General features: G+C 70.6%; 25 protein-coding genes and 1 pseudogene. 8 read left to right on the plus strand and 18 right to left on the minus strand.

Features of this window, described 5'->3' with window-relative positions; translation table 11 throughout:
* The first annotated feature begins 255 nt into the window (after nt 1-255).
* Nucleotides 256-912, plus strand: a complete 657-nt coding sequence (locus AXA68_RS07725) for a TetR family transcriptional regulator (protein ID WP_066414933.1) — start codon at nt 256-258, stop codon at nt 910-912.
* Between the two features lie 35 nt (nt 913-947).
* On the opposite strand, the gene AXA68_RS07730 is transcribed toward AXA68_RS07725, so the two are convergent.
* The 3 genes from AXA68_RS07730 to AXA68_RS07740 all read right to left on the minus strand — a co-directional run bounded on the left by AXA68_RS07730 (nt 948) and on the right by AXA68_RS07740 (nt 3,007).
* A complete protein-coding gene (locus AXA68_RS07730) occupies nt 948-1,649 on the minus strand; it encodes an HD domain-containing protein (protein WP_066414936.1) in 702 nt (233 codons plus the stop codon).
* Between the two features lie 114 nt (nt 1,650-1,763).
* Nucleotides 1,764-2,087, minus strand: a complete 324-nt coding sequence (locus AXA68_RS07735) for a transcription factor S (RefSeq protein ID WP_066414939.1) — start codon at nt 2,085-2,087, stop codon at nt 1,764-1,766.
* A 98-nt stretch (nt 2,088-2,185) separates the two neighbouring features.
* Nucleotides 2,186-3,007, minus strand: a complete 822-nt coding sequence (locus AXA68_RS07740) for an alanyl-tRNA editing protein (protein ID WP_066414942.1) — start codon at nt 3,005-3,007, stop codon at nt 2,186-2,188.
* 97 nt (nt 3,008-3,104) lie between these two features.
* On the opposite strand from AXA68_RS07740, the pseudogene AXA68_RS07745 reads away from it, so the two are divergent.
* Nucleotides 3,105-3,616 (plus strand): annotated as a pseudogene (locus tag AXA68_RS07745) (hypothetical protein).
* A 5-nt stretch (nt 3,617-3,621) separates the two neighbouring features.
* On the opposite strand, the gene AXA68_RS07750 reads toward AXA68_RS07745, so the two are convergent.
* From AXA68_RS07750 to AXA68_RS07765, 4 genes are all read right to left on the minus strand, one after another.
* Entirely contained in the window at nt 3,622-3,921 is a 300-nt protein-coding gene (locus tag AXA68_RS07750) for a DUF4242 domain-containing protein (protein ID WP_066414945.1), read from the minus strand.
* A 185-nt stretch (nt 3,922-4,106) separates the two neighbouring features.
* Nucleotides 4,107-4,673, minus strand: a complete 567-nt coding sequence (locus AXA68_RS07755) for a DUF7332 family protein (protein ID WP_232745068.1) — start codon at nt 4,671-4,673, stop codon at nt 4,107-4,109.
* A gap of 47 nt (nt 4,674-4,720) precedes the next feature.
* Nucleotides 4,721-5,155, minus strand: coding sequence for a methylglyoxal synthase (locus tag AXA68_RS07760; RefSeq protein WP_080505180.1), 435 nt, complete (start codon nt 5,153-5,155; stop codon nt 4,721-4,723).
* Between the two features lie 102 nt (nt 5,156-5,257).
* Nucleotides 5,258-7,183, minus strand: a complete 1,926-nt coding sequence (locus AXA68_RS07765; protein WP_066414947.1) for a beta-CASP ribonuclease aCPSF1 — start codon at nt 7,181-7,183, stop codon at nt 5,258-5,260.
* A 218-nt stretch (nt 7,184-7,401) separates the two neighbouring features.
* On the opposite strand from AXA68_RS07765, the gene AXA68_RS07770 reads away from it, so the two are divergent.
* Complete coding sequence (locus AXA68_RS07770; RefSeq protein WP_066414950.1) at nt 7,402-7,917, plus strand: hypothetical protein; 516 nt, start codon at nt 7,402-7,404, stop codon at nt 7,915-7,917.
* Nucleotides 7,918-7,977: 60 nt separating this feature from the next.
* Here the strand turns inward: AXA68_RS07770 and AXA68_RS07775 are convergent, their stop codons facing one another.
* From AXA68_RS07775 to AXA68_RS07810, 8 genes are all read right to left on the minus strand, one after another.
* Nucleotides 7,978-8,835, minus strand: coding sequence for an SDR family oxidoreductase (locus AXA68_RS07775; protein ID WP_066414951.1), 858 nt, complete (start codon nt 8,833-8,835; stop codon nt 7,978-7,980).
* Between the two features lie 91 nt (nt 8,836-8,926).
* Nucleotides 8,927-9,421, minus strand: coding sequence for a GNAT family N-acetyltransferase (locus AXA68_RS07780; RefSeq protein ID WP_080505181.1), 495 nt, complete (start codon nt 9,419-9,421; stop codon nt 8,927-8,929).
* A 57-nt stretch (nt 9,422-9,478) separates the two neighbouring features.
* A complete protein-coding gene (psmA, locus tag AXA68_RS07785; protein ID WP_066414955.1) occupies nt 9,479-10,288 on the minus strand; it encodes an archaeal proteasome endopeptidase complex subunit alpha in 810 nt (269 codons plus the stop codon).
* 4 nt (nt 10,289-10,292) lie between these two features.
* Nucleotides 10,293-10,772 (minus strand): Rpp14/Pop5 family protein, encoded by a 480-nt coding sequence (locus AXA68_RS07790; RefSeq protein ID WP_066414957.1) that lies wholly within the window; start codon nt 10,770-10,772, stop codon nt 10,293-10,295.
* A 135-nt stretch (nt 10,773-10,907) separates the two neighbouring features.
* Nucleotides 10,908-11,552: a class I SAM-dependent methyltransferase gene (locus tag AXA68_RS07795; protein ID WP_066414959.1), complete on the minus strand. Its 645-nt coding sequence runs from the start codon at nt 11,550-11,552 to the stop codon at nt 10,908-10,910.
* Nucleotides 11,536-12,264: an RNase P subunit p30 family protein gene (locus tag AXA68_RS07800; protein ID WP_066414961.1), complete on the minus strand. Its 729-nt coding sequence runs from the start codon at nt 12,262-12,264 to the stop codon at nt 11,536-11,538. The genes AXA68_RS07795 and AXA68_RS07800 overlap by 17 nt, the downstream gene beginning before the upstream one ends.
* Before the next feature lie 85 nt (nt 12,265-12,349).
* A complete protein-coding gene (locus AXA68_RS07805) occupies nt 12,350-13,246 on the minus strand; it encodes a DUF6498-containing protein (RefSeq protein WP_066414963.1) in 897 nt (298 codons plus the stop codon).
* Nucleotides 13,247-13,378: 132 nt separating this feature from the next.
* Nucleotides 13,379-13,576 carry a DUF5800 family protein gene (locus AXA68_RS07810; protein WP_066414966.1) on the minus strand — a complete coding sequence of 66 codons (198 nt, stop codon included), beginning with the start codon at nt 13,574-13,576 and terminating at the stop codon, nt 13,379-13,381.
* Between the two features lie 343 nt (nt 13,577-13,919).
* Here AXA68_RS07810 and AXA68_RS16665 point away from each other — a divergent pair, with 343 nt between their 5' ends.
* Nucleotides 13,920-14,051: a rubrerythrin-like domain-containing protein gene (locus tag AXA68_RS16665; RefSeq protein ID WP_157884793.1), complete on the plus strand. Its 132-nt coding sequence runs from the start codon at nt 13,920-13,922 to the stop codon at nt 14,049-14,051.
* Between the two features lie 72 nt (nt 14,052-14,123).
* Here AXA68_RS16665 and AXA68_RS07815 read toward each other — a convergent pair whose 3' ends face one another.
* Nucleotides 14,124-14,456 carry a 2Fe-2S iron-sulfur cluster-binding protein gene (locus AXA68_RS07815; protein ID WP_066414968.1) on the minus strand — a complete coding sequence of 111 codons (333 nt, stop codon included), beginning with the start codon at nt 14,454-14,456 and terminating at the stop codon, nt 14,124-14,126.
* Nucleotides 14,457-14,604: 148 nt separating this feature from the next.
* Here AXA68_RS07815 and mvaD point away from each other — a divergent pair, with 148 nt between their 5' ends.
* The 3 genes from mvaD to AXA68_RS07830 all read left to right on the plus strand — a co-directional run bounded on the left by mvaD (nt 14,605) and on the right by AXA68_RS07830 (nt 17,466).
* Entirely contained in the window at nt 14,605-15,603 is a 999-nt protein-coding gene (gene mvaD, locus AXA68_RS07820; protein WP_066414980.1) for a phosphomevalonate decarboxylase MvaD, read from the plus strand.
* 250 nt (nt 15,604-15,853) lie between these two features.
* Nucleotides 15,854-16,660, plus strand: coding sequence for an MBL fold metallo-hydrolase (locus AXA68_RS07825; protein WP_066414982.1), 807 nt, complete (start codon nt 15,854-15,856; stop codon nt 16,658-16,660).
* Nucleotides 16,661-16,725: 65 nt separating this feature from the next.
* On the plus strand, nt 16,726-17,466 hold the full coding sequence (locus tag AXA68_RS07830) for an MBL fold metallo-hydrolase (protein WP_066414989.1): 741 nt from the start codon (nt 16,726-16,728) through the stop codon (nt 17,464-17,466).
* Here the strand turns inward: AXA68_RS07830 and AXA68_RS07835 are convergent, their stop codons facing one another.
* Nucleotides 17,467-18,321: an HpcH/HpaI aldolase/citrate lyase family protein gene (locus AXA68_RS07835; RefSeq protein ID WP_066414991.1), complete on the minus strand. Its 855-nt coding sequence runs from the start codon at nt 18,319-18,321 to the stop codon at nt 17,467-17,469.
* A 102-nt stretch (nt 18,322-18,423) separates the two neighbouring features.
* Between AXA68_RS07835 and AXA68_RS07840 the strand changes: the two genes are divergently transcribed.
* A complete protein-coding gene (locus AXA68_RS07840) occupies nt 18,424-19,185 on the plus strand; it encodes a class I SAM-dependent methyltransferase (protein WP_066414993.1) in 762 nt (253 codons plus the stop codon).
* A gap of 70 nt (nt 19,186-19,255) precedes the next feature.
* Here the strand turns inward: AXA68_RS07840 and AXA68_RS07845 are convergent, their stop codons facing one another.
* Entirely contained in the window at nt 19,256-21,415 is a 2,160-nt protein-coding gene (locus tag AXA68_RS07845) for a dipeptide ABC transporter ATP-binding protein (RefSeq protein WP_066414994.1), read from the minus strand.
* Nucleotides 21,416-21,802 lie beyond the last annotated feature (387 nt).

Here is a 21,802-nt window from a genome sequence, read left to right on the forward strand (position 1 = left end):
GCTCACCTCCGTCCTCGGAGCGTCGGGAAGCGGGTGCTCGGAGGGCGGGAACCGGAATGTCGGACGGGACGCGGGGACGGGACGTGAGAACGGCGGCGGAGGCGGCGGCCGCGAGCGCGACGCCGCGGCCTCGGAGGGACGGCCCTCCGATCGCCGGTGATCGAGTCATGGGTTCGTCTCTCACGCCCGTGGCATAAGCGTGTTGAATGAACGTTCAATCAGGAGGGATATATACCTCACTCCGGTACACTCCGCATGGACGACCCGTTCACGGAGCCGGCGGACACGCGCGAGGCCATCCTCGGCGCGGCCTTCCGCGCGCTCTGTGAACACGGGTACGCGGACCTCACGATAAAGCGGATCGGCGAGGCGTTCGAGAAGAGCCCCTCGCTCGTGTACCACCACTACGACGGGAAGGACGACCTGCTGGTCGACCTCCTCGAGTACCTGCTCGACGGCTTCGAGACGGCCGTCTCGGGGGACGCCTTCGACCTCCCGCCGCGGGCGCGCCTCGACGCCTACGTGGCCGCGATGACCGACCCCGACGACGTCGACGACGAGCACGCCCCCGACGGGCCCTTCCTCGCCGCGATGGTCGAACTCCGCGCGCAGGCGGCGACCGACGAGGCGTACCGCGAGCACTTCGACCGGAGCGACCGCGTGTTCCGCCGGTTCCTCGAGCGCTCGGTCCGGGAGGCGGCCGCCGAGTCGACCGCGGGACGGAACTCCGCGCCGGGCGGTCCCGCGGCCGACGTCGAGCCGGCGGCGGTCGCGGAGACGCTCCAGACGCTCGCGACCGGCGCGATGTTCCGCTGGTCGACGACGACCGACCGCGAGTGGACCGACGCGGTCCGGGAGGAGACGAGCCGGTACCTGTCGCGGACGCTCCCGGCGGTGGACCCGGAGGCGTAGTCCGATCGCGACGCGGGCGGCGTGGAACCGACTCGCTACCGCTCGGTGACGCCGTTCGCGTCCATTCTGCTGACCTCCTCCTCGAGCCACTCGCGGATCCACTGGACGCGTTTGATCCGCTGGTGGGCGATGCTCTCCGCGGTGTCGGAGACGACGCGGTCGGTGTGGTCGCGGCCGCGCTCGAGCACCCGGTCGACCATCTTCGCCGCGTCCATGTGGGTGCGGGACTCGTAGCCCATCCGCAACAGCATCAACACGGCCCCGTTCGCGCCGACCTTGTCGAGCACGTCGGCCTCGATCAGACATCGGCTCTCCAGCGGCACGTCGGCCAGGTCGCCGGTGTAGGAGTGGTCGACGATCGCTCCGCACACCTCCTCGATGAACGACTCCGGGTAGTTGCCGCGGCTCTGGAGGTACTCGCGGGCGACGCGCGCGCCGGCCTCGGCGTGGACGTCCTGGTCGACCTCGAGTTTGGCCACGTCGTGGAACGCCGCCGCCACGCGGACCACGTCGACGTCCGCGCCCTCGGCGTCGGCGATCTCCTCCGCGAGGTCGACCACGTTGAGGATGTGGTTGAAGCGGTACTCCGCCGAGTGCCAGGGGTACCACCGCATCCGGCCGCCGTCCTCCTCGCTCTCGACGCTGGCCGCGAGGTAGTCCCGCACGAACCGTTTCATCTCCTCGAAGTCCTCGTCGTCCACCTCCGTTTCCTTAATCTCGACGCCCACGGAGACCACCTCGGGCGAAAAACTCGTGATTCATTGACCTAACGGAGGGGCGTTCCGTTCTTAGTCGTTACGACGAGGGGCTGAGAGCGCGGGTCGACTCCGCGCCCGGTGACGCGGGACGGTTCAGTGGTCGTCCTCGCGCCACTTGTGTTCACACTCGGTACAGACGAAGAATCGGGTCTCGGACTCGTCGGCGGAGCGGATCTGCTGCATGTACCAGTACGCGCGGTCGTTGCCGCACTCGGGGCAGTGTGCCGTCGTCTCCGGGAGCCCCTTGTCCTCGGCGTCGCTGACGTCGACGATCTCCGACTCCTCCTGTGACTGCGTCGTCCAGGCGTCCTCGTCGTCCTCGTCGCGGCCGACCTCGTAGCCGCAGGCGTCACAGACCCAGTGATCCTCGCCCTCGCCCGACTTCATCATCGAGCCGCACTCGTCGCAGAACTTCATGTACGAACCAACGAGAGGTCACACACATAAGCGGCGGGATCCCGCGGTCGCGCCCGCGGGAACTTCGAGTACCTCGCGGTCGGAGTCGGCGACGGATCTCACGCGACGTGGTCGGCGAGGGCGAACCGGATCCGCTCTTCCCCGCTCCCCTTCGTCTCGCGGCCGGTGACGACGACCTCGCCGATCTCGCCGGTGGACCCGACGTGCGTCCCCGCACAGGCCGTCCGGTCGTACGGGTCGGCGTCGTCGCTGGCCGCGTCGGCGACGTCTCCGGCCGCCGCGTCGGCCCCGCCGATCTCGACGATCCGCAACTCGGTTATCGAGTCCGGAAGCAGGTCGATCCGCGTCCGATCGGTGTCGAGCGTCGCCTCCGCGTCCTCGCGGGCCATCGTGTAGCTCGTGACGGGGCGGTCGTCGTCGACGAGTTCGTTGAGCCGCGCCTCGATCCGGTCGAGGTCGTCGGCCTCGAACCGGTCGTACGCCGCGTCGAGATGGGCGCGGTCGGCGTACAGCTGGTTCCCGGTCGTGCGCGCGCCGTACTCCTCTAAGAGGAGCGCCGACAGCAGGTGCTGTGCGGTGTGGTACCGCGCGTGCGCCCGGCGGCGGTCCCAGTCTATCTCGCCGATCACGGCGGTTCCGGGTTCGGGGAGGTCGCTCGGCGTCGCGGGACCGTCGCCGTCGGCGTTCCCGTCGACGGGTTCGAGCGTGTGGTAGATCGCGTCGGACTTCTCGACGTCGACGACCCGGAAGCGGCGGTCGGGGTCGTCGGCGACGCGGAGCGTCCCGGTGTCGTGCGGCTGGCCGCCGCCGGTCGGGTAGAAGTGGGTTCCGTCGAGGACGACTCGGTCCTCGAGGGTTCGCTCGACGGTCGCCTCGAACCGCCGGACCGTGTCGTCGGCGAGGTAGCGTTGCTCGGTCACGTGCGCCGAGAGCGGTCGAGCGACCATAAACCGATCCCCCGGCCTCCCGGCTCACGGCCCCGTTCGTTTACGTGCGTTCCGGCCGAACGGGGTCGGTATGGACCCGCCGGTCGTCCCCGCCGACCGCCTCGACGGCTGGCGGCGCGTCGACGAGACGACCGACCGCCCGTTCGCCGCCGGTCCCGTGTCGGTGACCGCGAGCACGGTCCGGTACGAGCGCGACGACCGCCCGGAGCCGCGCCCCTTCTTCTTCGCGAGTCGCCTCCGGATCCGTCCCGAGACGTCCCCGAACGCCGCGCTCACTCGACTCGTCGAGAACCGGGCCAGGGCGGGCTTTCGCGACCGGCTCGCCGAGCGCGACATCGAGGCGGTCGAGCCCCGCGGGGAGCGGTCGCTGGCGGTCGACGACCCCGACGCCGCCGAGGCGACGCTCGTCACCTTCCGCGGCCGCTGCGCGCTCGACGGGGGACGGTCCCGGTCGAGGCGCTGCTCGCGGTGTGGGAGGCCGGGCCGTACCTGCTCGCGGGCGGCGCGTACCGGCTCGACGCGGACGCGAACGACGCGAGACGGGATCTCTTGGGGCTCGTGCGTGCGGTGCGTCCCGACTGACGGCCTCACTCGCCCTCGAGGGGCTCCCCGCGGCGGTCGATACGCGTCGCCGGCAGCCCGGCGCGCTCGGCATGCTCGCGGACCGCCGCCTCGTCCTCGGCGCGGTAGTGACAGAACGTCCCGGTCACCTCGCCGTCCTCGTTGGTCATGACCTCGGAGTCGACCCACTCGATGCCGACGCCCTCCTCGCGGAGCTGCTCAAGGGCGTCGCCGGACGCGTCGCCGGCGGCGGCCAGCTCCTCCTCGGTGATCGGCTCTCCCAGTTCGCGCAGGATCAGGAAGTCCTCCAGCGGCTCGTCGGACATGGCGCGTCGGAACGTTCTCGAACCGACGAAAATAAACCCACCGCCGGACCGGAAACGGCGAGCCGGTGACGGCAGACCAGCCGACTGCGGGCCGGTAATCGCGGATCGACGGCGGACCGGCGACCGCGGACCGACGGCGGGGCGGCCGTCGCTCGACGACGACGCGTCGAAGCCGACGTCCGGTCTCAACACGGGACCGCGCCGGCGGCCGAGCCGACCGGCGGGCGGTCCTCGCGGTAGGTCGTCTCGTCAATCCCGCCGTCGAACATCGGCAGCCGGAGCTCGTAGGCGTACAGCAGGTCGAACGCCGCGAACGGGTCGATCCCGGTCGCGATCAGTCCGGGCGCGTTCAGCCGGACGCCGGCCGCGAGCGTCACGACCGGGTCGCCGTCGAGCGTCCCGGCGAGTTCGACGCCGAACTCGTCGCCCGCACGCGGGTCGGTGAGCACGGAGACGTGGACGAGCGCGTCGATCGTCGCCGGCGGGTCGCCTATCGCGAGCGGGTACCCCTCGCCGGCGAAACACTCGGTCAGCGGTCCGACCTCGCGCTCGGCGGCTCCCTCGGGCGCGTCCGTGGTCCCTCCCGCGACCGGCCCGTCGGCCGCCCCGACGACTCCGACGACCCCGCCGGAGACGGCCGCGACCGCGACGAGACACGCGAGGAGGACGGCCACTGACGCCCGCGTCGCGGGAGGGGTCGCCGACCCGCTGGCGGGTTCGTCCGTCGAGTCTCGGCCGGGATCGGTCCCCATCGACCGCGGCTAGGACGCCCCGGACATAAACCTCGCCCGTCCGGTTATCACTCGTGAGACCCGCCGTCGCGGAGCGGGGACTCCTCGTCCAAGAGCTCCTCGGCGATCGGGTGTTCCCCGAGGAGAAGGCCCCGAACGAGCAGCTCCGCCGACGCGACGTTCGTCGCCACCGGCACGTCCTTCACGTCGCAGACGCGCAACAGCGCGGAGATGTCCGGCTCGTGCGGCTGGGCGGTGAGCGGGTCCCGCAGGAAGACCAGCCCGTCTATCGCGCCGTTCGCCACCATCGCCCCGATCTGGAGGTCGCCGCCGAGCGGCCCGGAGGCCTGCCGGTTCACGGCCAGCCCGGTCTCGTCGGCGATCCGCTTGCCGGTGGTGCCCGTCGTGACCAGTTCGTGTTCGGCCAGCACGTCCGCGTGCGTCTCCACGAACGCGACCATCTCGTCTTTGAGTTCGTCGTGGGCGATGAGCGCGATGCGCATGGATTGCCATCGGCTCGGCGAGTATTAAAGGATCAGCCGCAAGCGCGGCCGAGACGACGCGGCAGCGACGGTGCGACGGACGCCGTCACGCCGGTCGCCGGCTCACTTGAACCGGAACGTCTCGAGGTTCTTCGGCGCGAACGTCCGCATGTTGTAGTCGTGATACAGCGCCGACGAGAGGTCCTGGACGGACCGCTCGTCGCCGTGGACGCACAGCACCTTCTCGGGGCGCGGGTTCATCGTCTTCACGAAGTTCTCTAGGCCCTGGCGGTCGGCGTGGCCGGAGAAGCCGTCGACGGTCTCGACGCCCATCTCGAGCGAGAGGGTGTCGCCGCGGCCGCCGTTGCCCCAGTCGGAGACGGGGATCTCGTCCCAGCCGTTCTGGATCCGACGGCCGAGCGTCCCCTGCGCCTGGTAGCCGACGAACATGAGCGTCGAGTCCGGGTCCGGGCCGATGTGGCGGAGCCACGACATGATCGGGCCGCCCTCGACCATCCCCGACGTGGAGAGGACGATACACTCCTCGCCGTCGGCGACGTCCTGGCGCTCGTCCTCGCCGCCGTCGATGTGGTTGAACTCCTCGGCGAGGAACGGGTTCTCGTCCTCGTGGAAGATCCGGTTTCGGAGCTCGTCACGGAGGTACTCGGGATAGGTGGTGTGGATCGCGGTCGCCTCCCATATCATCCCGTCGAGGTGGACCGGCATCTCCGGGATCTCCCCCTCCCGCATCGCCTCCTCCAACACGAGCATGATCTCCTGGGAGCGCCCGACCGCGAACGCCGGGATGACGACCTTCCCGCCCTGCTCGTACGTCTCGTTGATGACGCGTTTGAGCGCCTCCTCGGAGTCCTCCTGGTCGGTCTGGTAGTCGTTGCGGCCGCCGTAGGTCGACTCGAGCACCAGTGTCTCGACGCGCGGGAAGTCGTTGACCGCGCCGTTGAACAGGCGGGTGTCCTCGTAGTGGATGTCCCCGGAGAAGGCGACGTTGTAGAGGCCGTCGCCGATGTGGAAGTGGGTCACTGCGCTGCCGAGGATGTGCCCCGCGTTGTGGAAGGTGAGCTTGATGTCCGGCGCGATGTCCGTCACGTCGCCGAACTCCAGCGGGATCGTGTGTTTGATCGTCTCGCGGACCTGCGCGGACTCGTACGGCGGCGTGCGGCCCTCCTTGGCCGCCACGTCGAGGTAGTCGAGCTGGAGCAGTCCCATCAGGTCGCGGGTCGGCTCGGTGGTGTACACCGGGCCGTCGTAACCGTACTTGAACAGCAGCGGGAGGAGCGCGGAGTGGTCGAGGTGGGCGTGGGTCAACACGACGGCGTCGAGCGTCGCCGCGCCCGCCCCGAGCGCCTCGGGCACCTGGAGGTACGGGACCTCGCCCTCCGCGCCGGGTTTGTCCCCGCAGTCGATGAGGACGCGGGTCTCCGGCGTCGAGAGCACGAACGCGGCGCGGCCGACCTCGCGACAGCAGCCGAGCGTCGTGATCCGGACCCACTCGTCGTCGGACATCTCCTCGCGGTGGATCTGCCTGCCGACGCGTTCGAGGATGTCGCGGCGCTCCTCGCGCTCGTTCTTCAGGAAGTTGCGGACGTTCGAGACGGTCGAGGACTCGATCGGCGGGGTCCGGACGACCTCCGGGGTCCAGCCGATCTCCTGGGTGATCTCCCGGAGCGTGGAGCCCCGTCGGCCGATCACCATGCCGGGCTTTTCGGCCTCGATCACCACCTCGCCGGTGTCCTCGTGGAAGTCGAGGTCGGTCACGCCCGCGTCCTCGGGAATCACGTCTCTGACCTCGCCTTCCGCCTGCTTCGGCGGCGAGAGCACCGACGGGTCCGGGCGGACCGTGATCCGCTTGCGGAGCTTCGAGGCGAGTCGCCGGATCAGGTCGCCGTCGCCCGCGAACCGCTTCGGATCCCGGGTGTACACGACCAGTTCCGGCCCCTCGTATTTGACGTCCGTGACGCTCACGTCGTTCGGGACCTCCTGTTCTATCGTCGACTTCAGGTTCTCGAGTTGCTTATCGACTTGGCTCATAGCTCACCGCGGGCCGTAGATCGCCGCCGCCGTCGGGTCGGAGCGGTATCGATACGCGTCGCCTTCGCGCTCGACCGTGACGGGGTAGGCATAGTGGAAGTACTGTCCGTATGTACCGTTGCGGGAACAGCCAGCGAAAACCCGCTTGCCTCGAAGTAGACCCCCATCGTTATAAAAGACTTCGCAAAACGGATACCGCTCGCCGGCGTGGTCGGCCCATGCGCGTCACCCCCGAGACCGTCCGCGAGGAGCACGCCCGCGTCCGCGACCGCGCCCCCGTCGTCGTCCCGATCCTCAACGACACCCGCGACCGGCTCGGGGACCTGTTCGACGCCGAGGTCGATCGCGTCGCGGAGGAGACCTACCGGCGCGAGGTCGACGCCGTCTTCGCGGACGGCGAGGTCGGGGTCAACGTGACCGGCTACGCCGCGCTCCTCCGCGACCTCGACGTCGCTGGCGACTACCCCGGGTTCGTCGTCGACGAGGTCCTCGGCCGGGAGCTGGCGGCGGCGATCGCCGGCGGCCAGCCCCTCTCGCTGCTCGCGCAGGCGACGTTCCACTTCGCGGACGTCCACGTCGACCGCGACGCCACGGCCGAGGAGGACGCGGCCGGCGCGGGCACCGCCGGCGCGGACGACCTCGACGCCGCGCTCGCCGCCGGCTTTCAGACGCGGCTCCCCGGGTGGGCGTGGCGTGAGGGGGAGAGCCCGTTCGCGGTCGACGCCGGCGACTGAGGGTCGCGTCGTGCCGACGACTGACGGGGCGGGAGCGTCGCGCTCCCGGCGGGATCCCGGCTACGACGTGACGTTCCGGATCAGATCGAACGCCTTGTCGCGCAACGCGTCGGGGAGGAATCGCGCGAGCACGCCGACGCGGCCGGCCGCCCCCGGCTGGACGCGGGCGGGCGGTTTCGTCGCGCTCGCCGCGTTGAGGATCTCCGCGGCGACGACCGACGGCTCGACCGCGCCCGGCCCGTCGCCGCCGACCAGCTTCAGGTCCTCGAAGAGCGCGTAGACGTCCTCGTAGGCACCGGACCGCTCGACGCCCTCGAGTTCGACCTCCCGCGACGCGCGGTCCCAGAACGCCGTCTTGACCGATCCCGGCTCGACGACGACGACGTCGACGCCGAACTCGCGGACCTCGTTGCGCAGCGCGTCCGACATCGCCTCGAGCGCGAACTTCGAGCCGGCGTAGACGCCGCCGCCGGGGAACGACACCCGCCCCGCCACCGAGGAGACGTTCACGATCGTCCCGTCGCGCTCGCGGCGCATCGCCGGCAACACGGCCCGAGTCAGTCGGTGCGGGCCGTAGACGTTGACGTCGAACTGGTCGTGGACCGACTCGGCCGGAACGTCCTCGATGGGGCCGTACTGGCCGTAGCCGGCGTTGTTGACGAGCGCGTCGATCGCCCCCTCCTCGTCGAGGATCCGGTCGACGACGCGGTCGATGTCCCCCTGATCGGTGACGTCGAGCGTCGCCAGCGTACAGCCCGCCTCGCCGAGCGTCTCGATGTCCGCGGGGTTCCGCGCGGTGGCGTACACGGTCCACCCCTCGTCGTTGAACGCGTGCGCGGTCGCGCGGCCGATGCCCGAGGAACACCCGGTGATGAGTACCGTCTTCTGCACGCGTCGTCGGTCGGCCCCCGCCGGCATAACTCTCCCGACCCGGATCGGGGACGACGCGCACCGAAGTCGACCCGGATCGGGGCGTCCACACCGGGCGTGTTCCGGACCGCGGGCGACGCTACAGCTCCTCGGTGCGGATCCCCATCGCCCTCGAGGCGGGCGCGGTCCGCTCGAACCCCCACCGCTCGTAGAAGCCCTCGACGTCGGCGAGGAGGTCGACGTACGCACCGTCGGGCGCGTTCTCACGGAGCCAGGCGACGAGCGCGTCCATCATCGCCGTCCCGATCCCTCGTCCCTGGTGAGCCTCCGCGACGGCCATGTCCGAGAGGTGGAAGATCGAGCCGCCGTCGCCGACGATCCGGGCCATCCCGACCGTCCTTCCCGCCCCCGATCCGGTCCCGACCTCGACCACGTGGACGCCGTACGTCGTGTTCGGGAGCCCCCGCTCGACCGCCTCGCGCGACCGGTCGCTCATGCCGGCCTCCCGGCGGAGCCGGACGAACGCCTCGACCGAGGGCGTCGTCGCCCGGAGTTCGTAGCCGGCCGGAAGCGTCGATTCCGTCGCCCGCTGCCGGTCCGGAATCCCGGTCCCGCCGGCGTCGCCGTCGCTCATGGAGATCGGTTCGCGCTCCGGAAGAAATCGGTTTCGGGGTGGCGCGGGGAGAGCGCGTTACTCCTCGTCGGCGTCGGCGGACCCGTCGTTCTCGTCGTCGGCGTCCGCCTCGTCGTCGGCGTCTTCCTCCTCGTCGGTCGCGAGCAGGTCGCGATCGGCGAGGATCGACTCGAGTTCGTCGGCGGGCACCTCGGCGTACTGCTCGTCGTCGACGGTGATCGTGGCGACGCCGACGCCCTCGGGGGTGAGCCCCTCGTCGTTGGTCTGTGCGAGGGTGTCGAGCGCGAGCCCGACCGCCTCGTCCGTGGAGATGCCCTCCTCGTACTCCGACTCGAGGTAGTCGCGGAGGTCGCTCCGGTCCGACCCGATGGAGAGCGCCTGCCACTCGTAGGGCGTCCCGGAGGGATCGGTCTCGAAGAGGCGGGGCTCGCCGTTCTCGATCCCGCCGACGATGAGCGCGACGCCGAAGGGGCGCGCGCCGCCGATCTGGGTGTACTGCTGGATGTGGTCGGTGATCGTCTTCGTCAGCGTCTCGATCCCCATCGCCTCGCCGTAGCGCAGGCGGTTCACCTGCGCCTGCCGGCGCGCGAAGTCGATGAGCTGGCGGGCGTCCGCGACGTGACCCGCGCTGGCGACGCCGACGTGGTCGTCGGCCTTGTGGAGCTTCTCGATGCTCGCGGGCTCCATGAGCGGGGAGCGGGCGCGCTTGTCGGCCGCGAGGACGACGCCGTCCTCGGCGCGGATGCCGACGCTCGCCGTGCCGCGTTTGACCGCCTCCCGCGCGTACTCGACCTGGTAGAGCCTGCCGTCGGGAGAGAAGATGGTGATTCCTCGGTCGTACGCCTGCTGTTGGGATTGGCCCTGCATGATATCACTCGATGTCGAACGCCGCCGCGCCGACGTACTCCGACCCGGTCCGCACCTCGCACGCGTCACCGCGCACGACCGCGGGCCGCTCGGCGTCCCCGAACGCGACGTCTCGCTGTGTCGAACTGGCGGCCGCGCGACCCATATATCTTTCTTCACAGGCACGGACCGTCCCGGAGATTCCCCGAACGCGGATCCCCACGGCGTCGCCGTCGACCGCGCTCACGCAGCCGATCGCGGCCCGCGCCTCCTCGACGTGGCCGCGACGGACCCGGACGACCGCCTCGCCCGCGCCCCCCGAAAACGAGAAGGAGAGCAGTTTCAAGCCGGCGTCGGCGCTGCCCGCGTCGCCGAGGAGGTTGCCGGCGGCGTACCAGAGCGCGCGCTGGAACGCGCGGCGGTCGATCGCCGCGTCCGGCCACGCCTCGATCCCGACGGCCAGGTACCGCCAGCGCGGACGGAGGTGTTTCGGGAGGTGTTTCACGAACCGGTCACCCGGTGGCTTCCCGCCCGGTCGCTCCGCATCCGCCCACACCGCATCCGACCACACCGTCTCCGGTCGCTCCGCATCCGCCCACACCGCATCCGACCACACCGTCTCCGGTCGCTCCGCATTCGGTCACTCCGCACCGGGCACCTCGTCGCCCGAGCCGATCCGCTCGGCGACGATCACGCCGACCTGGTCGTGGACGCGCTCGACTGCGACGACCGCAAACCCGACCGACGTGAACGCCTCCACGAGCGTCCCGACGGTCGCGGGGTCGTCGACCTCCGGGCTATAGTAGGGCTCCTCGGGGTCCGGCTCCTCGAAGAACATCACGTCGCCGAGGACGATCCGGCGCGCGCCCGTGTCGGCCATGACCCGGATCGCCTCGCGCTTCTCGTCGTCCGCGAGGTGGTGGAGCGCGAAGTTCGAGGTGATGACGTCCACCGACTGGCCGTCCGGCCCGTCGAGGTTCGGCTCACGGAACTCGCCGTAGGCGAACTCGACGTTGGTGATCCGCTCCTCGGAGGCCTTCCGGCGGCCCTCCTCCATCATCCCCTCGCTGACGTCTCTGGCGAGCACGAGCTTCGCGTCGGGCGCGAGCGCCAGCGCGATCGCGCCGGTCCCCGCGCCGAGGTCCGCAACCACGTCGTCGGGTCCGGGGTCGGCGTAGTCGACGACGAGGCCCGCACAGGCGTGGTACTCGTCGCTCTTCGCGTCGTCGTACTCGGCCGCCTTCTCGGTGAAGCGGGCGGCGTGCTCCTCAACGCTCCGTTTCATACCGTCCACGTCGGACCCCCGGCTCTATGAAATCCCCGGAGAGCCGCTCGCGGTTCCGCTCCGCGATGCGGCCCCACGCGCGGAGCCCCTCGCGGACCCACTCGGGATCGAACCCGACCTCCGCCGCGACGGCGACGACCTCGCGGGGCGCGCGGAGTTCGAGGTGGGAGGCGGCGTTCGCGCTGACGACGTGCGGGGCGTCGTAGTAGGTCACGATCTCCCGCAGCTTCCGGAGGTCGGCGAGGGCCCGGACCCGTTCCCCGCCCGTCCTCCGGAGGACCGGACCGAGGTCGAACTCCACGTGGACGCCGTTGTCGCGGGCGGCCCTCGCGAGGACGTGGTTGAACCCGCCCGACCCCGCGTTCGGGCGCGCGAGCACGTCGACGCGGGGCTCCTCGACCGCGTAGCGGTTCAGCCGGTCGTCGCCCCCGACGACGCAGACGACCGTGCGTTCGGACCGACGGTTCCCGACCGCCCCCGACGCCGCGGTCGGTCCGTCGACGTCGATCTCGACCGCGTCGACGACGTCGATCCCGTACTCGTCGGCGATCGCCTCGGGGTCGGTCGCGGGGGTCGCGGCGTCGCCGCCCGACCGCGCCAGCGCGTCCCGCGTCCGGACGACGATCCCGTCGTAGCCGTACCGCGCCGCCGTCGTGGCCTGTCTCGCGACGGTGGCGTCGCCGTCGGGATACGCGTGGACCGCCTCGTACATGCCCGGCGGTTCGGGGGCCCGCGGTATCGGCGTTGCGCTTCCGATCGGTCGAGGCGGTCGCGTCGGTTCGGGTCGGCCCGCACCCTCACCACTCCCGCTCCTGCTCCCGCAGCCACGCGGGCCGCGGGTCCTCGGGCGCGAACCAGCCGGCGAGCCCGCCGGGGTCGACCTCGTCGAACGCGATCCGCCGCGACCGGTCGGCGACGGCCTTCGCGAGCGCGAAGGGGACCACGTACGCCAGCGCGAACGGGTCGAGGTCGGCGGCCGGCGCGAGCGGGCCGAGCGCGGCCGGACCGACGGCGAGTGAATCGACCGCGCCCGCGACGAGGAGGAGCCCGAGGAACGACGCCGGAACCGCCAGCATGCCGATACAGAGGTAGAAGGTGACGACCCGCTGGGCGGCCTCCTGAACCATGTACGCCGACCACTCCTCGTAGCGGGGGGTCACGAAGAACTCCCGCCGGATCTCGGCCGCCTGCGAGACGCAGACCGCGAGGGACGCGGCCAGGACCGTCGGCGACGCCGCCGCAGCGACCGGATCGGCCACGACCGTGTCGGCGAGGACGACCGCCCCGAACGCGAGGAATCCGACGATCCCGAGCGATCGGGCGACGACCGGGACGTTCCGCCGATAGATCGGCGGCACGCGGCCGGCGAGCGACGCCGGCAGGACGCGCTCGAGGATCCCGACCGGCTCGGGGTCGCCGTCCCAGCGCTCCTCGTCGAGTTCGGAGTTCTCGGAGAAGCCGACGATGTAGAACTCGCGGTCCGCGAGGTCGATCGACCGCTCCGCGAACAGCGCGGCGACGCCGTAGGCGGCGACCATGACGACGAGTTCGATCCAGTAGACGACGAGGATCTCGGCGGCGCGCCAGCCGAGGAGGACGACCCCGGCCACCGGGAGGAGGTTGGCGGCGAGCACGACGGCGAGGCCGCCGCGACCGCCGCGGTCGCTCGGGGAGGGAGGACGGAGGGCGGACATCACGCGTCGTGAGAACCGGCGGGCGCATAAAATCCGACCGCTCCGGGCCGACGGGGCGGGCGGACGAGCGCGGCCGCGACGACGACGCGATCGACTCGACCGACGAGGCTCGGACGACCCGACCGACGACGACTACAGTACGTCGCCGACTCGAACCGGCTCGCCGTCGAGATCCGGCTCCTCGGCGACGATCTGGACGATCTCGTGGTCGGTCACGTCGCGGTACTCCTTGCCCGTGGCCTCCTCGATCAGGTCCTTCTCGAGTTCGAACTCGATCCCCTCGTAGACGACGTCGACGCCGTCCTCGTTGAACGTCAGATCCGTGCTCATGGCCGGAGTAGCCCGTCGACTGATAAAAGGGACGCGACCGACGATACCGCCTGAAGGTTCGCTTGGTACGGGCGCGAAGGGGCGATCGATCTTCGATGCGGTGGCGCGCCCGGGAGCGGGCCGACGGCCCGCTCCCGGACCCCGAGGGACGCGGTGAGCGCGGTGCGAGCGGAACGAGCACCCCGATTGCGAGCGGTGAAACCGCGAGCAGAGAGGGACAAAGGATTCCTCAAGCAGCCGGCGCGGATCCGACCGTTCGTCAACCGGGTCTCCTCGTATTCGATCAAACAATACAATGGATATAAGGTACAAACCTATCCGTTTCGGCATGCTATGGAGTACCATGAGACCGAACACGACGGAAGGGGGAGAAGAACTGTACGAATGTTTCGAATGCGGTGCGCGCTCGGAGACCGCGGGGCGCTGTGACTGCGGCGGGGAGCTGCTCCATCTGGGCCGCTCGCGAGACCTGTGAGCGGCCGAGGGCGGGGTGACCCCAACGGAAGCCGGGATCGGTCGTCCTCGGTCGTCGTCGGCCGTCGCGGAATCAGTCGTCGTCGGCCGCCGCGGCCGGTCCGCCGGAGTTCGCGTCCTCCTCGATGCTCGGCGGGTACTTCCCGCGGTCGAGTTTCAGGTCGGACTGCGGGCGCGCCATACAGGTGAGCGCGAACTCCTCGGCCTCCTCGTCGGTGAGCCCGCGGGCCGCCGGCTGGGTCACCTCGCCCTCCACGATCTCCGCGGAGCAGGCGAGACACATGCCGACGCGGCAGGAGTACTCCTGGGCGATCCCCTCCTCGAGACAGGGCTGGAGGATCGTCTCCGTGTCGGACACCTCGATCGTCTCGCCGGTGCCGACGAACTCGACGGTGTACTCGGTCATGGCGCGGAGTACCCGGCGACCCATCAAAAAGGGTTCCCCTCGATCGCGTCGCCATCGTGGGGACCGAATAGCGACGAGAGACGCTCGACGTTCGACTCGGCTCCCGCCCATCGCAACGACTAATCCCCCGCCGGCCGCTTCCCGAGGTATGACCGGCAAGGCCACCGCGCGCGCCCACCCGATCCAGGGGCTCGTCAAGTACCACGGGATGCGCGACGAACAGCGTCGCTACCCGTACCACGACAGCATCAGCCTCTGTACCGCCCCGACCGCGACCACGACCACGGTTGAGTGGGAGCCGGACGCCCCGGAGGACACCTACGTCATCGGCGGCGAGGCGGTCGAGGGGCGCGGCGCGGAGCGGATCGCGGCCGTCGTCGACGAGGTCCGCGAGCGCGCGGACACCGACGCTGCCGTGCGGCTGGAGAGCGAGAACTCCTTCCCGTCGAACATCGGCTTCGGCTCCTCGTCGTCGGGGTTCGCGGCCGCCGCCCTCGCCTTAGTCGAGGCCGCGGGGCTCGAGTTCGACCTGCCGGAGGTCTCGACTATCGCCCGGCTCGGCTCCTCCTCCGCGGCCCGCGCCGTGACGGGCGCGTACTCGCTCCTCGAGACCGGGCTCAACGACGCGGACTGCCGCTCGCGCCGGCTCGATGTCGGCGTCGGCGACGACGGCTTCGACCCCGAGGAGGACCTCCGGATCGTCGCCGCGCACGTCCCCGCCTACAAGGAGACCGAGGAGGCCCACCGCGAGGCGGCCGCGAGCCACATGATGGACGCGCGGGTCGCCCACGTTCAAGACCAGCTCGTGGAGATGACCGACGCCCTCCGAGAGGGCGACTTCGACCGGATCTACGGCACCGCCGAACACGACTCGCTGTCGCTGACGGCGACGACGATGACCGGCCCCGCCGGCTGGGTGTACTGGCAGCCCGAGACGATCGCGGTGTTCAACGCGGTGCGCGAGCTCCGCGAGTCGGGCGTCGACGTCTACTTTTCCACCGACACGGGCGCGTCGGTGTACGTCAACACCCGCGCGGAACACGTCGACGAGGTGGAGTCGCGGATCGCCGAGATCGGGGTCGACACCGACGTCTGGGAGGTCGGCGGCCCGGCACGCGTCCTCGACGCGGGCGAGGCGCTGTTCTAGGGGCAGTTCTGGGCGTGATTCCGGGTGATTGCGTCTCCGTCCACGACGCGTCCGCCGCGTGCTCGGGGGACGCCTCTCGCTTCCGGGAGGGGAGTCGACGCCGGCGACTGAACGTAGCCGCCCGCGGTCGGTGCTCGACCGCGTTCCGATATCGGCGAATCCGGAACGAGCGGACGGGAGAGACCGGATCCGGGCGAGTTAACCACCGGGACCCCCGGGCTTTTGTATCCTCCCCGATCGTTAGTGATGTATGCCTCGCGAGATCGTCCCCGGCATCCACTGGATCTACGAGGCCGGGCCGGACCGCACGGAGTCGTGGGACCTCGCCGACCGGAACCCCGATTGGTACGAGCCCGGACGGGAGGCGTACGTCCCGCAGTGTGCGTACCTCGTCGACGGCGGCGAGGAGACGCTGCTCTTCGACACGCTGTCGCCGGCGAGCACCGAGGAGATACTGACCGCGATCGACGAGCTGGTGGGCGAGCGCGGGCTCGACTACCTCGCCGTCTCGCACCCGGACGTGCCCCACGCGGGGAACACGCTCGCGATCCTCGAGGAGCACCCGGAGACGACGCTCGTCGCGCCCGGCTACGGCAACGACCACGAGCTGTACCACCTCGACGACGGGATCCACGTCACCGAGGGCGACGAGATCGACCTGGGCGACCGGGTCGTCGAGTTCCACGAGGCGACGTTCCTCGACGCGCCCGTCTCCGTGTGGATGACCGAACGGGAGACGGAGACGCTGTTCCCGGTCGACTGGATGGGCTTCATCCACCTCGACGAGGAGAAGCTGGCCTTCGTCGACGAGCTGGACGGCGAGTTCGACCCCAGCCGCCTCGTCGAGTTCCACGGTCGGGTGTTGTTCTGGTACCAGTACATTGACGTCGAGAAGACCAACGCCGAGATCGACAGGCTCGTCGAGAAGTTCGACCCCGAGATCGTCGCGCCCGCACACGGGCTCGTGATACGCGAGGACGCCACCGACTACATGGAGACAATGAAGGACGTGACCCGCACCATCGACGGACAGGAGCGGATCGGGACGCTCGGGTGACCCATGAGGGGAACACACACTGCGGGTGGGCCGATGACCGGAACGCGCGCGCTCGGGGTGGATCCATGACCGTCCCCGTCACGCCGACCGTCGAGTGGATCAACCAGTGTTACGACCACGAGGGGCGACACGAACACGTCTCGCTGTACCTGCTCCGCGCGCCGGAGGGAACGGTGCTCGTCGACTCCGGCTCCTTCTACCACCGCGAGGAGATCACCGCCGCGGTCGAGGAGGCGACCGGCGGCGACGGTCCCGACGCGATCGTGCTCTCGCACTCCGATTACCCCCACGCGGCGAACGTCTCGCCGCTGGGCGGGGACACCGAGGACGTCGAGCTCGTCGCCTCGTCGGCGTCGCCGGCCCAGCAGGGGCTCCCGGACGCCCGGAAGTGCGACATCGGCGGCTCGCTCACGATCCAGGGCCGGGAGTTCAGCTTCATCGACCCGCCGTTAGCGGATCGATCACACACGACGTGGATCTACGACCACGGCGACGGGGTGTTGTTCACGGCCGACGGCTTCGGGAACTACCACGACCCCGGCCAGTGTGAGTACCTCTCGGGGGACTTCGCGGACGCCACGCCCGCCGAGGCCGTCTACGAGTACCACCGCGACAACTTGGTGTGGCTGCGCTACGTCGCGCCCGAGAAGGTCGAGCGCACGCTCGACGACATCTTCGCCGAGTTCGACGTGCGCGCCGTCGCGCCGATCCACGGCAACCCGATCGAGGCCGCGGACCTGGACGTCTACCGCGACAGACTCGGCGACGCGATGTGCCGGATCGCGGACGAGTACGCCGTCGCGTGATCACCGGATCCCGGCCGCCTCGGCGCGCTCGACCAGCGTCCGGGCGCGCTCGACCAGCGGCGGGTCGATCATCTGCCCGTCGACGGTGAACGCGCCCGCGCCCTCCTCGCTCGCGCGCTCCTGCCCGGCGAGCACCTTCTCCGCCCACTCAAGCTCCTCCTCGTCCGGAGTGAACGCCCCGTGTATCACCGGGATCTGGTCGGGGTGGATGGCGAGCTTCCCGTCGAAGCCGAGTTCGACGACGAACTCGGCCTGCTCGCGGAGCCCGTCGAGGTCCCGGATGTCGGTGTAGACGGTGTCGAACGCGTCGACGCCGGCCGCGGCCGCCGCGACGACGATCCGCTCGCGCGCGTACAGCGACTCGGTCTTGTCGTCTGTCACCGTCGCGCCGACGTCGGCGGTGAAGTCCTGGTCGCCGAACGCCACCGCGTCGACGCCGCCGGCCGCCGCGATCTCCTCGGCGGCGACGACGCCCTTCGCCGTCTCGATCAGCGGGACGACGCCGACCGGCTCGCGCGCGAGTGCGCCGAGATCCTCGACTAACGCGTCGACGGTCCCGGGCGACTCGACCTTCGGGAGGAGGACGCTCTCGGGCGGGGAGTCGACCTCGCCGACGACGCTCTCGACGTCCTCCGGGCCGGTCCGGTCGTAGGGGTTGACCCGGATGGCGACGCCCGGGGTCGGGTCGTCGAGCGCGTCGAGCGTCTCCCGGACGGTCTCGCGGGCCCCGGCCTTCTCGTCGGGGGCGACGGCGTCCTCAAGATCGAATATCACCGCGTCCGCGTCGGTCTCGACGGCCTTCTCCATCATCTCCCGGTCGTCGCCCGGACAGTACAGAAGCGATCGACGGACCATGCGGGCCACACGGTCCCGCTCGTGGAAAAACCAGGGGCCGAGGCGGGGTCCCGGCTCGGATCGACCGGAACGGCTTTCCTCGGGCGCTCGGACGGAGTGGACATGCCCGACGCGAACGACCGGAAGCGCTCCGCGGCGTCGCACTTCGGCGAGCACGCCGCCGCATACCTCGACAGCGACGTCCACCGCGCCGGCGGGGATCTGGACCGGCTCGCCGGCTGGTGCGCGTCGGCGGAGCGCGGGATCGACGTCGCCACCGGCGCGGGCCACGCCGCGGGCGCGCTCCTCGACGCCGGCGTCGACCGGGTCGTCGCGACCGACGCCGCGCCCGCCATGGTCGCCACGGCGACGACGGCGTTTCCCGGTCTCGAGGGTGCGGTCTGTGACGCCGAGCGGCTCCCGTTCGCGGACGCGAGCTTCGACGCGGCGACCTGTCGCATCGCTGCCCACCACTTCCCGGACCCCGCCGCGTTCGTCGGCGAGGTCGCGCGCGTCCTCGAGCCGGGCGGGACGTTCGCCTTCGAGGACAACGTCGCGCCCGCGGACGACGCGCTCGACGAGTTCCTCAACCGGATCGAGCGGCTCCGCGACCCGACGCACGTCCGGTCACACCGCGTCGCCGACTGGACCGAGTGGCTCGAGGCCGCCGGCTTCGACGTCGAGGCCACCCGCGTCGTGACGAAGCGGCTCGAGTACGACGAGTGGATCGCGAACGTCGACGCGCCGGCCGAGCGCCGCGATCGGGTCGCAGCCGCCTTCGAGGCGGCACCGTCCGGGGCCGCGGAGACGTTCGATCTGACCCGCGGGGACGGGACGATCGAGTCGTTCGTCAACCACAAGCTGCTGGTGCGGGCGACCAAGTGACCGGACGGGGGCGGACCGAGCCGACGTGAGTCGATGCGGGCCGACGCGGACCGACCCACCCCCGCGTCGCTCAGTCGTCGTCCGCCGTCTCGCCGATCCGCGCCGGCTCGCCGATCGTCGACTCCTCGGTCGGGTGGAAACACGCCGCCGCGTGGCCGGGCTCGGTCCAGGCGTCGAGCTCCGGCTCCTCCTCGCGGCAGCGCTCCGTCGCCTTCGGGCACCGCGGCGCGAACCGACACCCTCCCGCCGGCCCCTCCGGGTCGGCCGGCTCCCCCGAGAGGGCGACCCGCTCCCGGTCGCCCCGCGGGTCCGTCTCCGGGACGGCCGCGAGCAACGCCTCCGTGTACGGGTGTTTCGGGTCGGTCACGATCCGCTCCGTCGACCCCGTCTCCACGAACCGCCCGAGGTACATGATCGAGATCCGGTCGGCGATCTGCGTGAGGCTCGCCAGGTCGTGGGAGATGTACAACACGCCGATCCCCTCGGTGTTGGCCAGCGACCGGAGGAGGTTGAGCACCTCCGCCTGGAGCGACACGTCGAGCATCGACGCCGGCTCGTCGCAGATGAGGAACTCGGGGTCGATGACGAGCGCCCGCGCGATCGCGACCCGCTGGCGCTGGCCGCCGGAGAGCTCGTTCGGGTACTTGTCGAGGTAGCGCTCGGCGGGGGCCAACCCGACCCGTTCGAGCGTCTCCCGGACGGCGGCGTCGCGCTCGTCGAGCCGGTAGCCGTGGATCGTGAGCGGCTCCTTCACCAGCGTCTCGACCGTGAGCCGCGGATTCAGCGACTCGTAGGGGTTCTGAAAGACGATCTGGAGGTCCTTTCTGAGCGACCGGAGGTTCCCGTCCAGATAGTGTTCGTGCGACCGGCCGTCGAAGGCAAAGCCGCCGGAGGTGGGCTCCTCGAGCAGCGCGAGCGTCTGCCCGAGCGTGGACTTCCCGCAGCCGGACTCGCCGACGACGCCCAGTATCTCGCCGCGCGCGACCGAGAGGGAGACGCCGTCGACGGCCCGCACGTGCGAGTCGCCGCCGTCGAGCACCTCCCGGAGGATCTCGCCGCGCCGCTCGTACCAGCGGCTGAGACTGTTCGTGAACCCCGTCACCGTCGGCGAGACGCCGTCGATGCGGAGACGGCCGAGGAGCGACTCCGATCGCTCGTACCACGTACACAGCTCCTCGACCTCGAGGACGACGTCGTCCGAGACGGAGCGTGACCCCTCCGCGCCGCCGCCCCACGTCTCGGCGGCCTCGGCCTCCCGTCGCATCCGGGTCGCTCGGTCCGCGTTGTGACACGCGACGTCCTGGTTCCGGTAGGGAAGCTCCTCGAGCTCGGGCGTCGTCGTCGCGCACTCCTCGCTCGCGAACGGGCAGCGGGGTTCGAAGACGCAGCCCGTCGGCTTCTCGTCCAGTTGCGGCGGCTTCCCCGGGACCGACACCAGCCCGTCCGCGTCGTCGTCCAACGCCGGAAACGCGTTCTTCAACCCCATCGTGTAGGGGTTCGACGGATTGAGAAGCAGGTTGTCCACGCACCCCCGTTCCATCACCGTCCCGCCGTACAAAACCGACATCTCGTCGCAGGTCTCCGCGATGACGCTCAGGTCGTGGGTGATGAGAAGCAGGGAGCTGTCCGTCTCCTCTTGGATCTGGAGGATGTTGTCGATGATCTTGTCCTGGACGATCACGTCGAGCCCGGTGGTGGGCTCGTCCGCGATGACGAGCTTCGGATCTAACGCGAGCGCCATCGCGATGACGACTCGCTGGCGCATCCCGTCCGAGAACTGGTGCGGGTAGTCGCCGACGCGGTCGGGGTCGAGCCCGACCGTCTCGAACAGCTCGCGGGCGCGGCGACGTGCCTTCCGCTCGGAGACCTCCCGGTGCGTCTGGATCGCCTGTCGGATCTGTGCGCCCACGGACAACACCGGGTCGAGCGCGTCGATCGCGGTCTGCGGAATGAAGGCTATCTCCTCCCAGAGGAGGTCCTGCCGCTCCGAGGGCGTCAGCGCCCGCAGGTCCCGTCCCTCGAACTCGATCTCGCCCGACTCGATCTCCGCGTGGTCGGGGAGGAGGCCGAGGATCGCCTTCGCGGTCGTCGACTTCCCGGACGCCGACTCCCCGGACAGCGCGTAGTTGACCCCGTCCTCGATGGTGAACGACACCCCGTTCACGCTGTGGAGCTCCCCGTCGCGAGCGTCGTATCGAACCGACAGGTCGTCCACGTCGAGGAGCGTCATTCGCGCACCCGTCCGGGCGGTTCCACGGCGCTCCCGCTCGACCGACCCGCGGCGGTCGTGCTCGGTCGACGGGAGGCGGTCGTGCTCGGCTGACGGGAGGCGGTCGTGCTCGGCTGACGGGAGGCGGTCGTGCTCGGCCGACGGGAGGCCGTCGCGCTCGGTCGATCGGCGTCGTCCCCCGCGGGATCCGCCCCCTCGCGCTCGTGGCTAACCATCCCGATCGATCGTATGGATCATCTCCGTTATGAACCCTCGGATCACGTGAAATGCCGCCACGAGGGATGGCGCGGCGGGCGGTTCATCACCGTTATGAACCCCCGGATCCTACCGCTCGCCACGATGACCGCCGAGCGACCGGTCTCCGTCCGGCCGAGCGAGCGACGCCGG

The sequence above is a fragment of the Halorubrum aethiopicum genome, assembly GCF_001542905.1.
Taxonomy (GTDB): domain Archaea; phylum Halobacteriota; class Halobacteria; order Halobacteriales; family Haloferacaceae; genus Halorubrum; species Halorubrum aethiopicum.

Coding starts and splice junctions, on each gene's coding strand:
- AXA68_RS07835 (WP_066414991.1), bottom strand. CDS start 18,321: ATGGTCCGTCGATCGCTTCTGTACTGTCCGGGCGACGACCGGGAGATG.
- AXA68_RS07845 (WP_066414994.1), bottom strand. CDS start 21,415: ATGACGCTCCTCGACGTGGACGACCTGTCGGTTCGATACGACGCTCGC.
- AXA68_RS07750 (WP_066414945.1), bottom strand. CDS start 3,921: ATGTCCGACGAGCCGCTGGAGGACTTCCTGATCCTGCGCGAACTGGGA.
- AXA68_RS07815 (WP_066414968.1), bottom strand. CDS start 14,456: ATGACCGAGTACACCGTCGAGTTCGTCGGCACCGGCGAGACGATCGAG.
- AXA68_RS07760 (WP_080505180.1), bottom strand. CDS start 5,155: ATGCGCATCGCGCTCATCGCCCACGACGAACTCAAAGACGAGATGGTC.
- AXA68_RS07755 (WP_232745068.1), bottom strand. CDS start 4,673: ATGGGGACCGATCCCGGCCGAGACTCGACGGACGAACCCGCCAGCGGG.
- mvaD (WP_066414980.1), top strand. CDS start 14,605: ATGACCGGCAAGGCCACCGCGCGCGCCCACCCGATCCAGGGGCTCGTC.
- AXA68_RS16665 (WP_157884793.1), top strand. CDS start 13,920: ATGAGACCGAACACGACGGAAGGGGGAGAAGAACTGTACGAATGTTTC.
- AXA68_RS07765 (WP_066414947.1), bottom strand. CDS start 7,183: ATGAGCCAAGTCGATAAGCAACTCGAGAACCTGAAGTCGACGATAGAA.
- AXA68_RS07770 (WP_066414950.1), top strand. CDS start 7,402: ATGCGCGTCACCCCCGAGACCGTCCGCGAGGAGCACGCCCGCGTCCGC.
- AXA68_RS07840 (WP_066414993.1), top strand. CDS start 18,424: ATGCCCGACGCGAACGACCGGAAGCGCTCCGCGGCGTCGCACTTCGGC.
- AXA68_RS07795 (WP_066414959.1), bottom strand. CDS start 11,552: ATGAAACGGAGCGTTGAGGAGCACGCCGCCCGCTTCACCGAGAAGGCG.
- AXA68_RS07775 (WP_066414951.1), bottom strand. CDS start 8,835: ATGCCGGCGGGGGCCGACCGACGACGCGTGCAGAAGACGGTACTCATC.
- AXA68_RS07800 (WP_066414961.1), bottom strand. CDS start 12,264: ATGTACGAGGCGGTCCACGCGTATCCCGACGGCGACGCCACCGTCGCG.
- AXA68_RS07735 (WP_066414939.1), bottom strand. CDS start 2,087: ATGAAGTTCTGCGACGAGTGCGGCTCGATGATGAAGTCGGGCGAGGGC.
- AXA68_RS07830 (WP_066414989.1), top strand. CDS start 16,726: ATGACCGTCCCCGTCACGCCGACCGTCGAGTGGATCAACCAGTGTTAC.
- AXA68_RS07725 (WP_066414933.1), top strand. CDS start 256: ATGGACGACCCGTTCACGGAGCCGGCGGACACGCGCGAGGCCATCCTC.
- AXA68_RS07805 (WP_066414963.1), bottom strand. CDS start 13,246: ATGTCCGCCCTCCGTCCTCCCTCCCCGAGCGACCGCGGCGGTCGCGGC.
- psmA (WP_066414955.1), bottom strand. CDS start 10,288: ATGCAGGGCCAATCCCAACAGCAGGCGTACGACCGAGGAATCACCATC.
- AXA68_RS07780 (WP_080505181.1), bottom strand. CDS start 9,421: ATGAGCGACGGCGACGCCGGCGGGACCGGGATTCCGGACCGGCAGCGG.
- AXA68_RS07825 (WP_066414982.1), top strand. CDS start 15,854: ATGCCTCGCGAGATCGTCCCCGGCATCCACTGGATCTACGAGGCCGGG.
- AXA68_RS07810 (WP_066414966.1), bottom strand. CDS start 13,576: ATGAGCACGGATCTGACGTTCAACGAGGACGGCGTCGACGTCGTCTAC.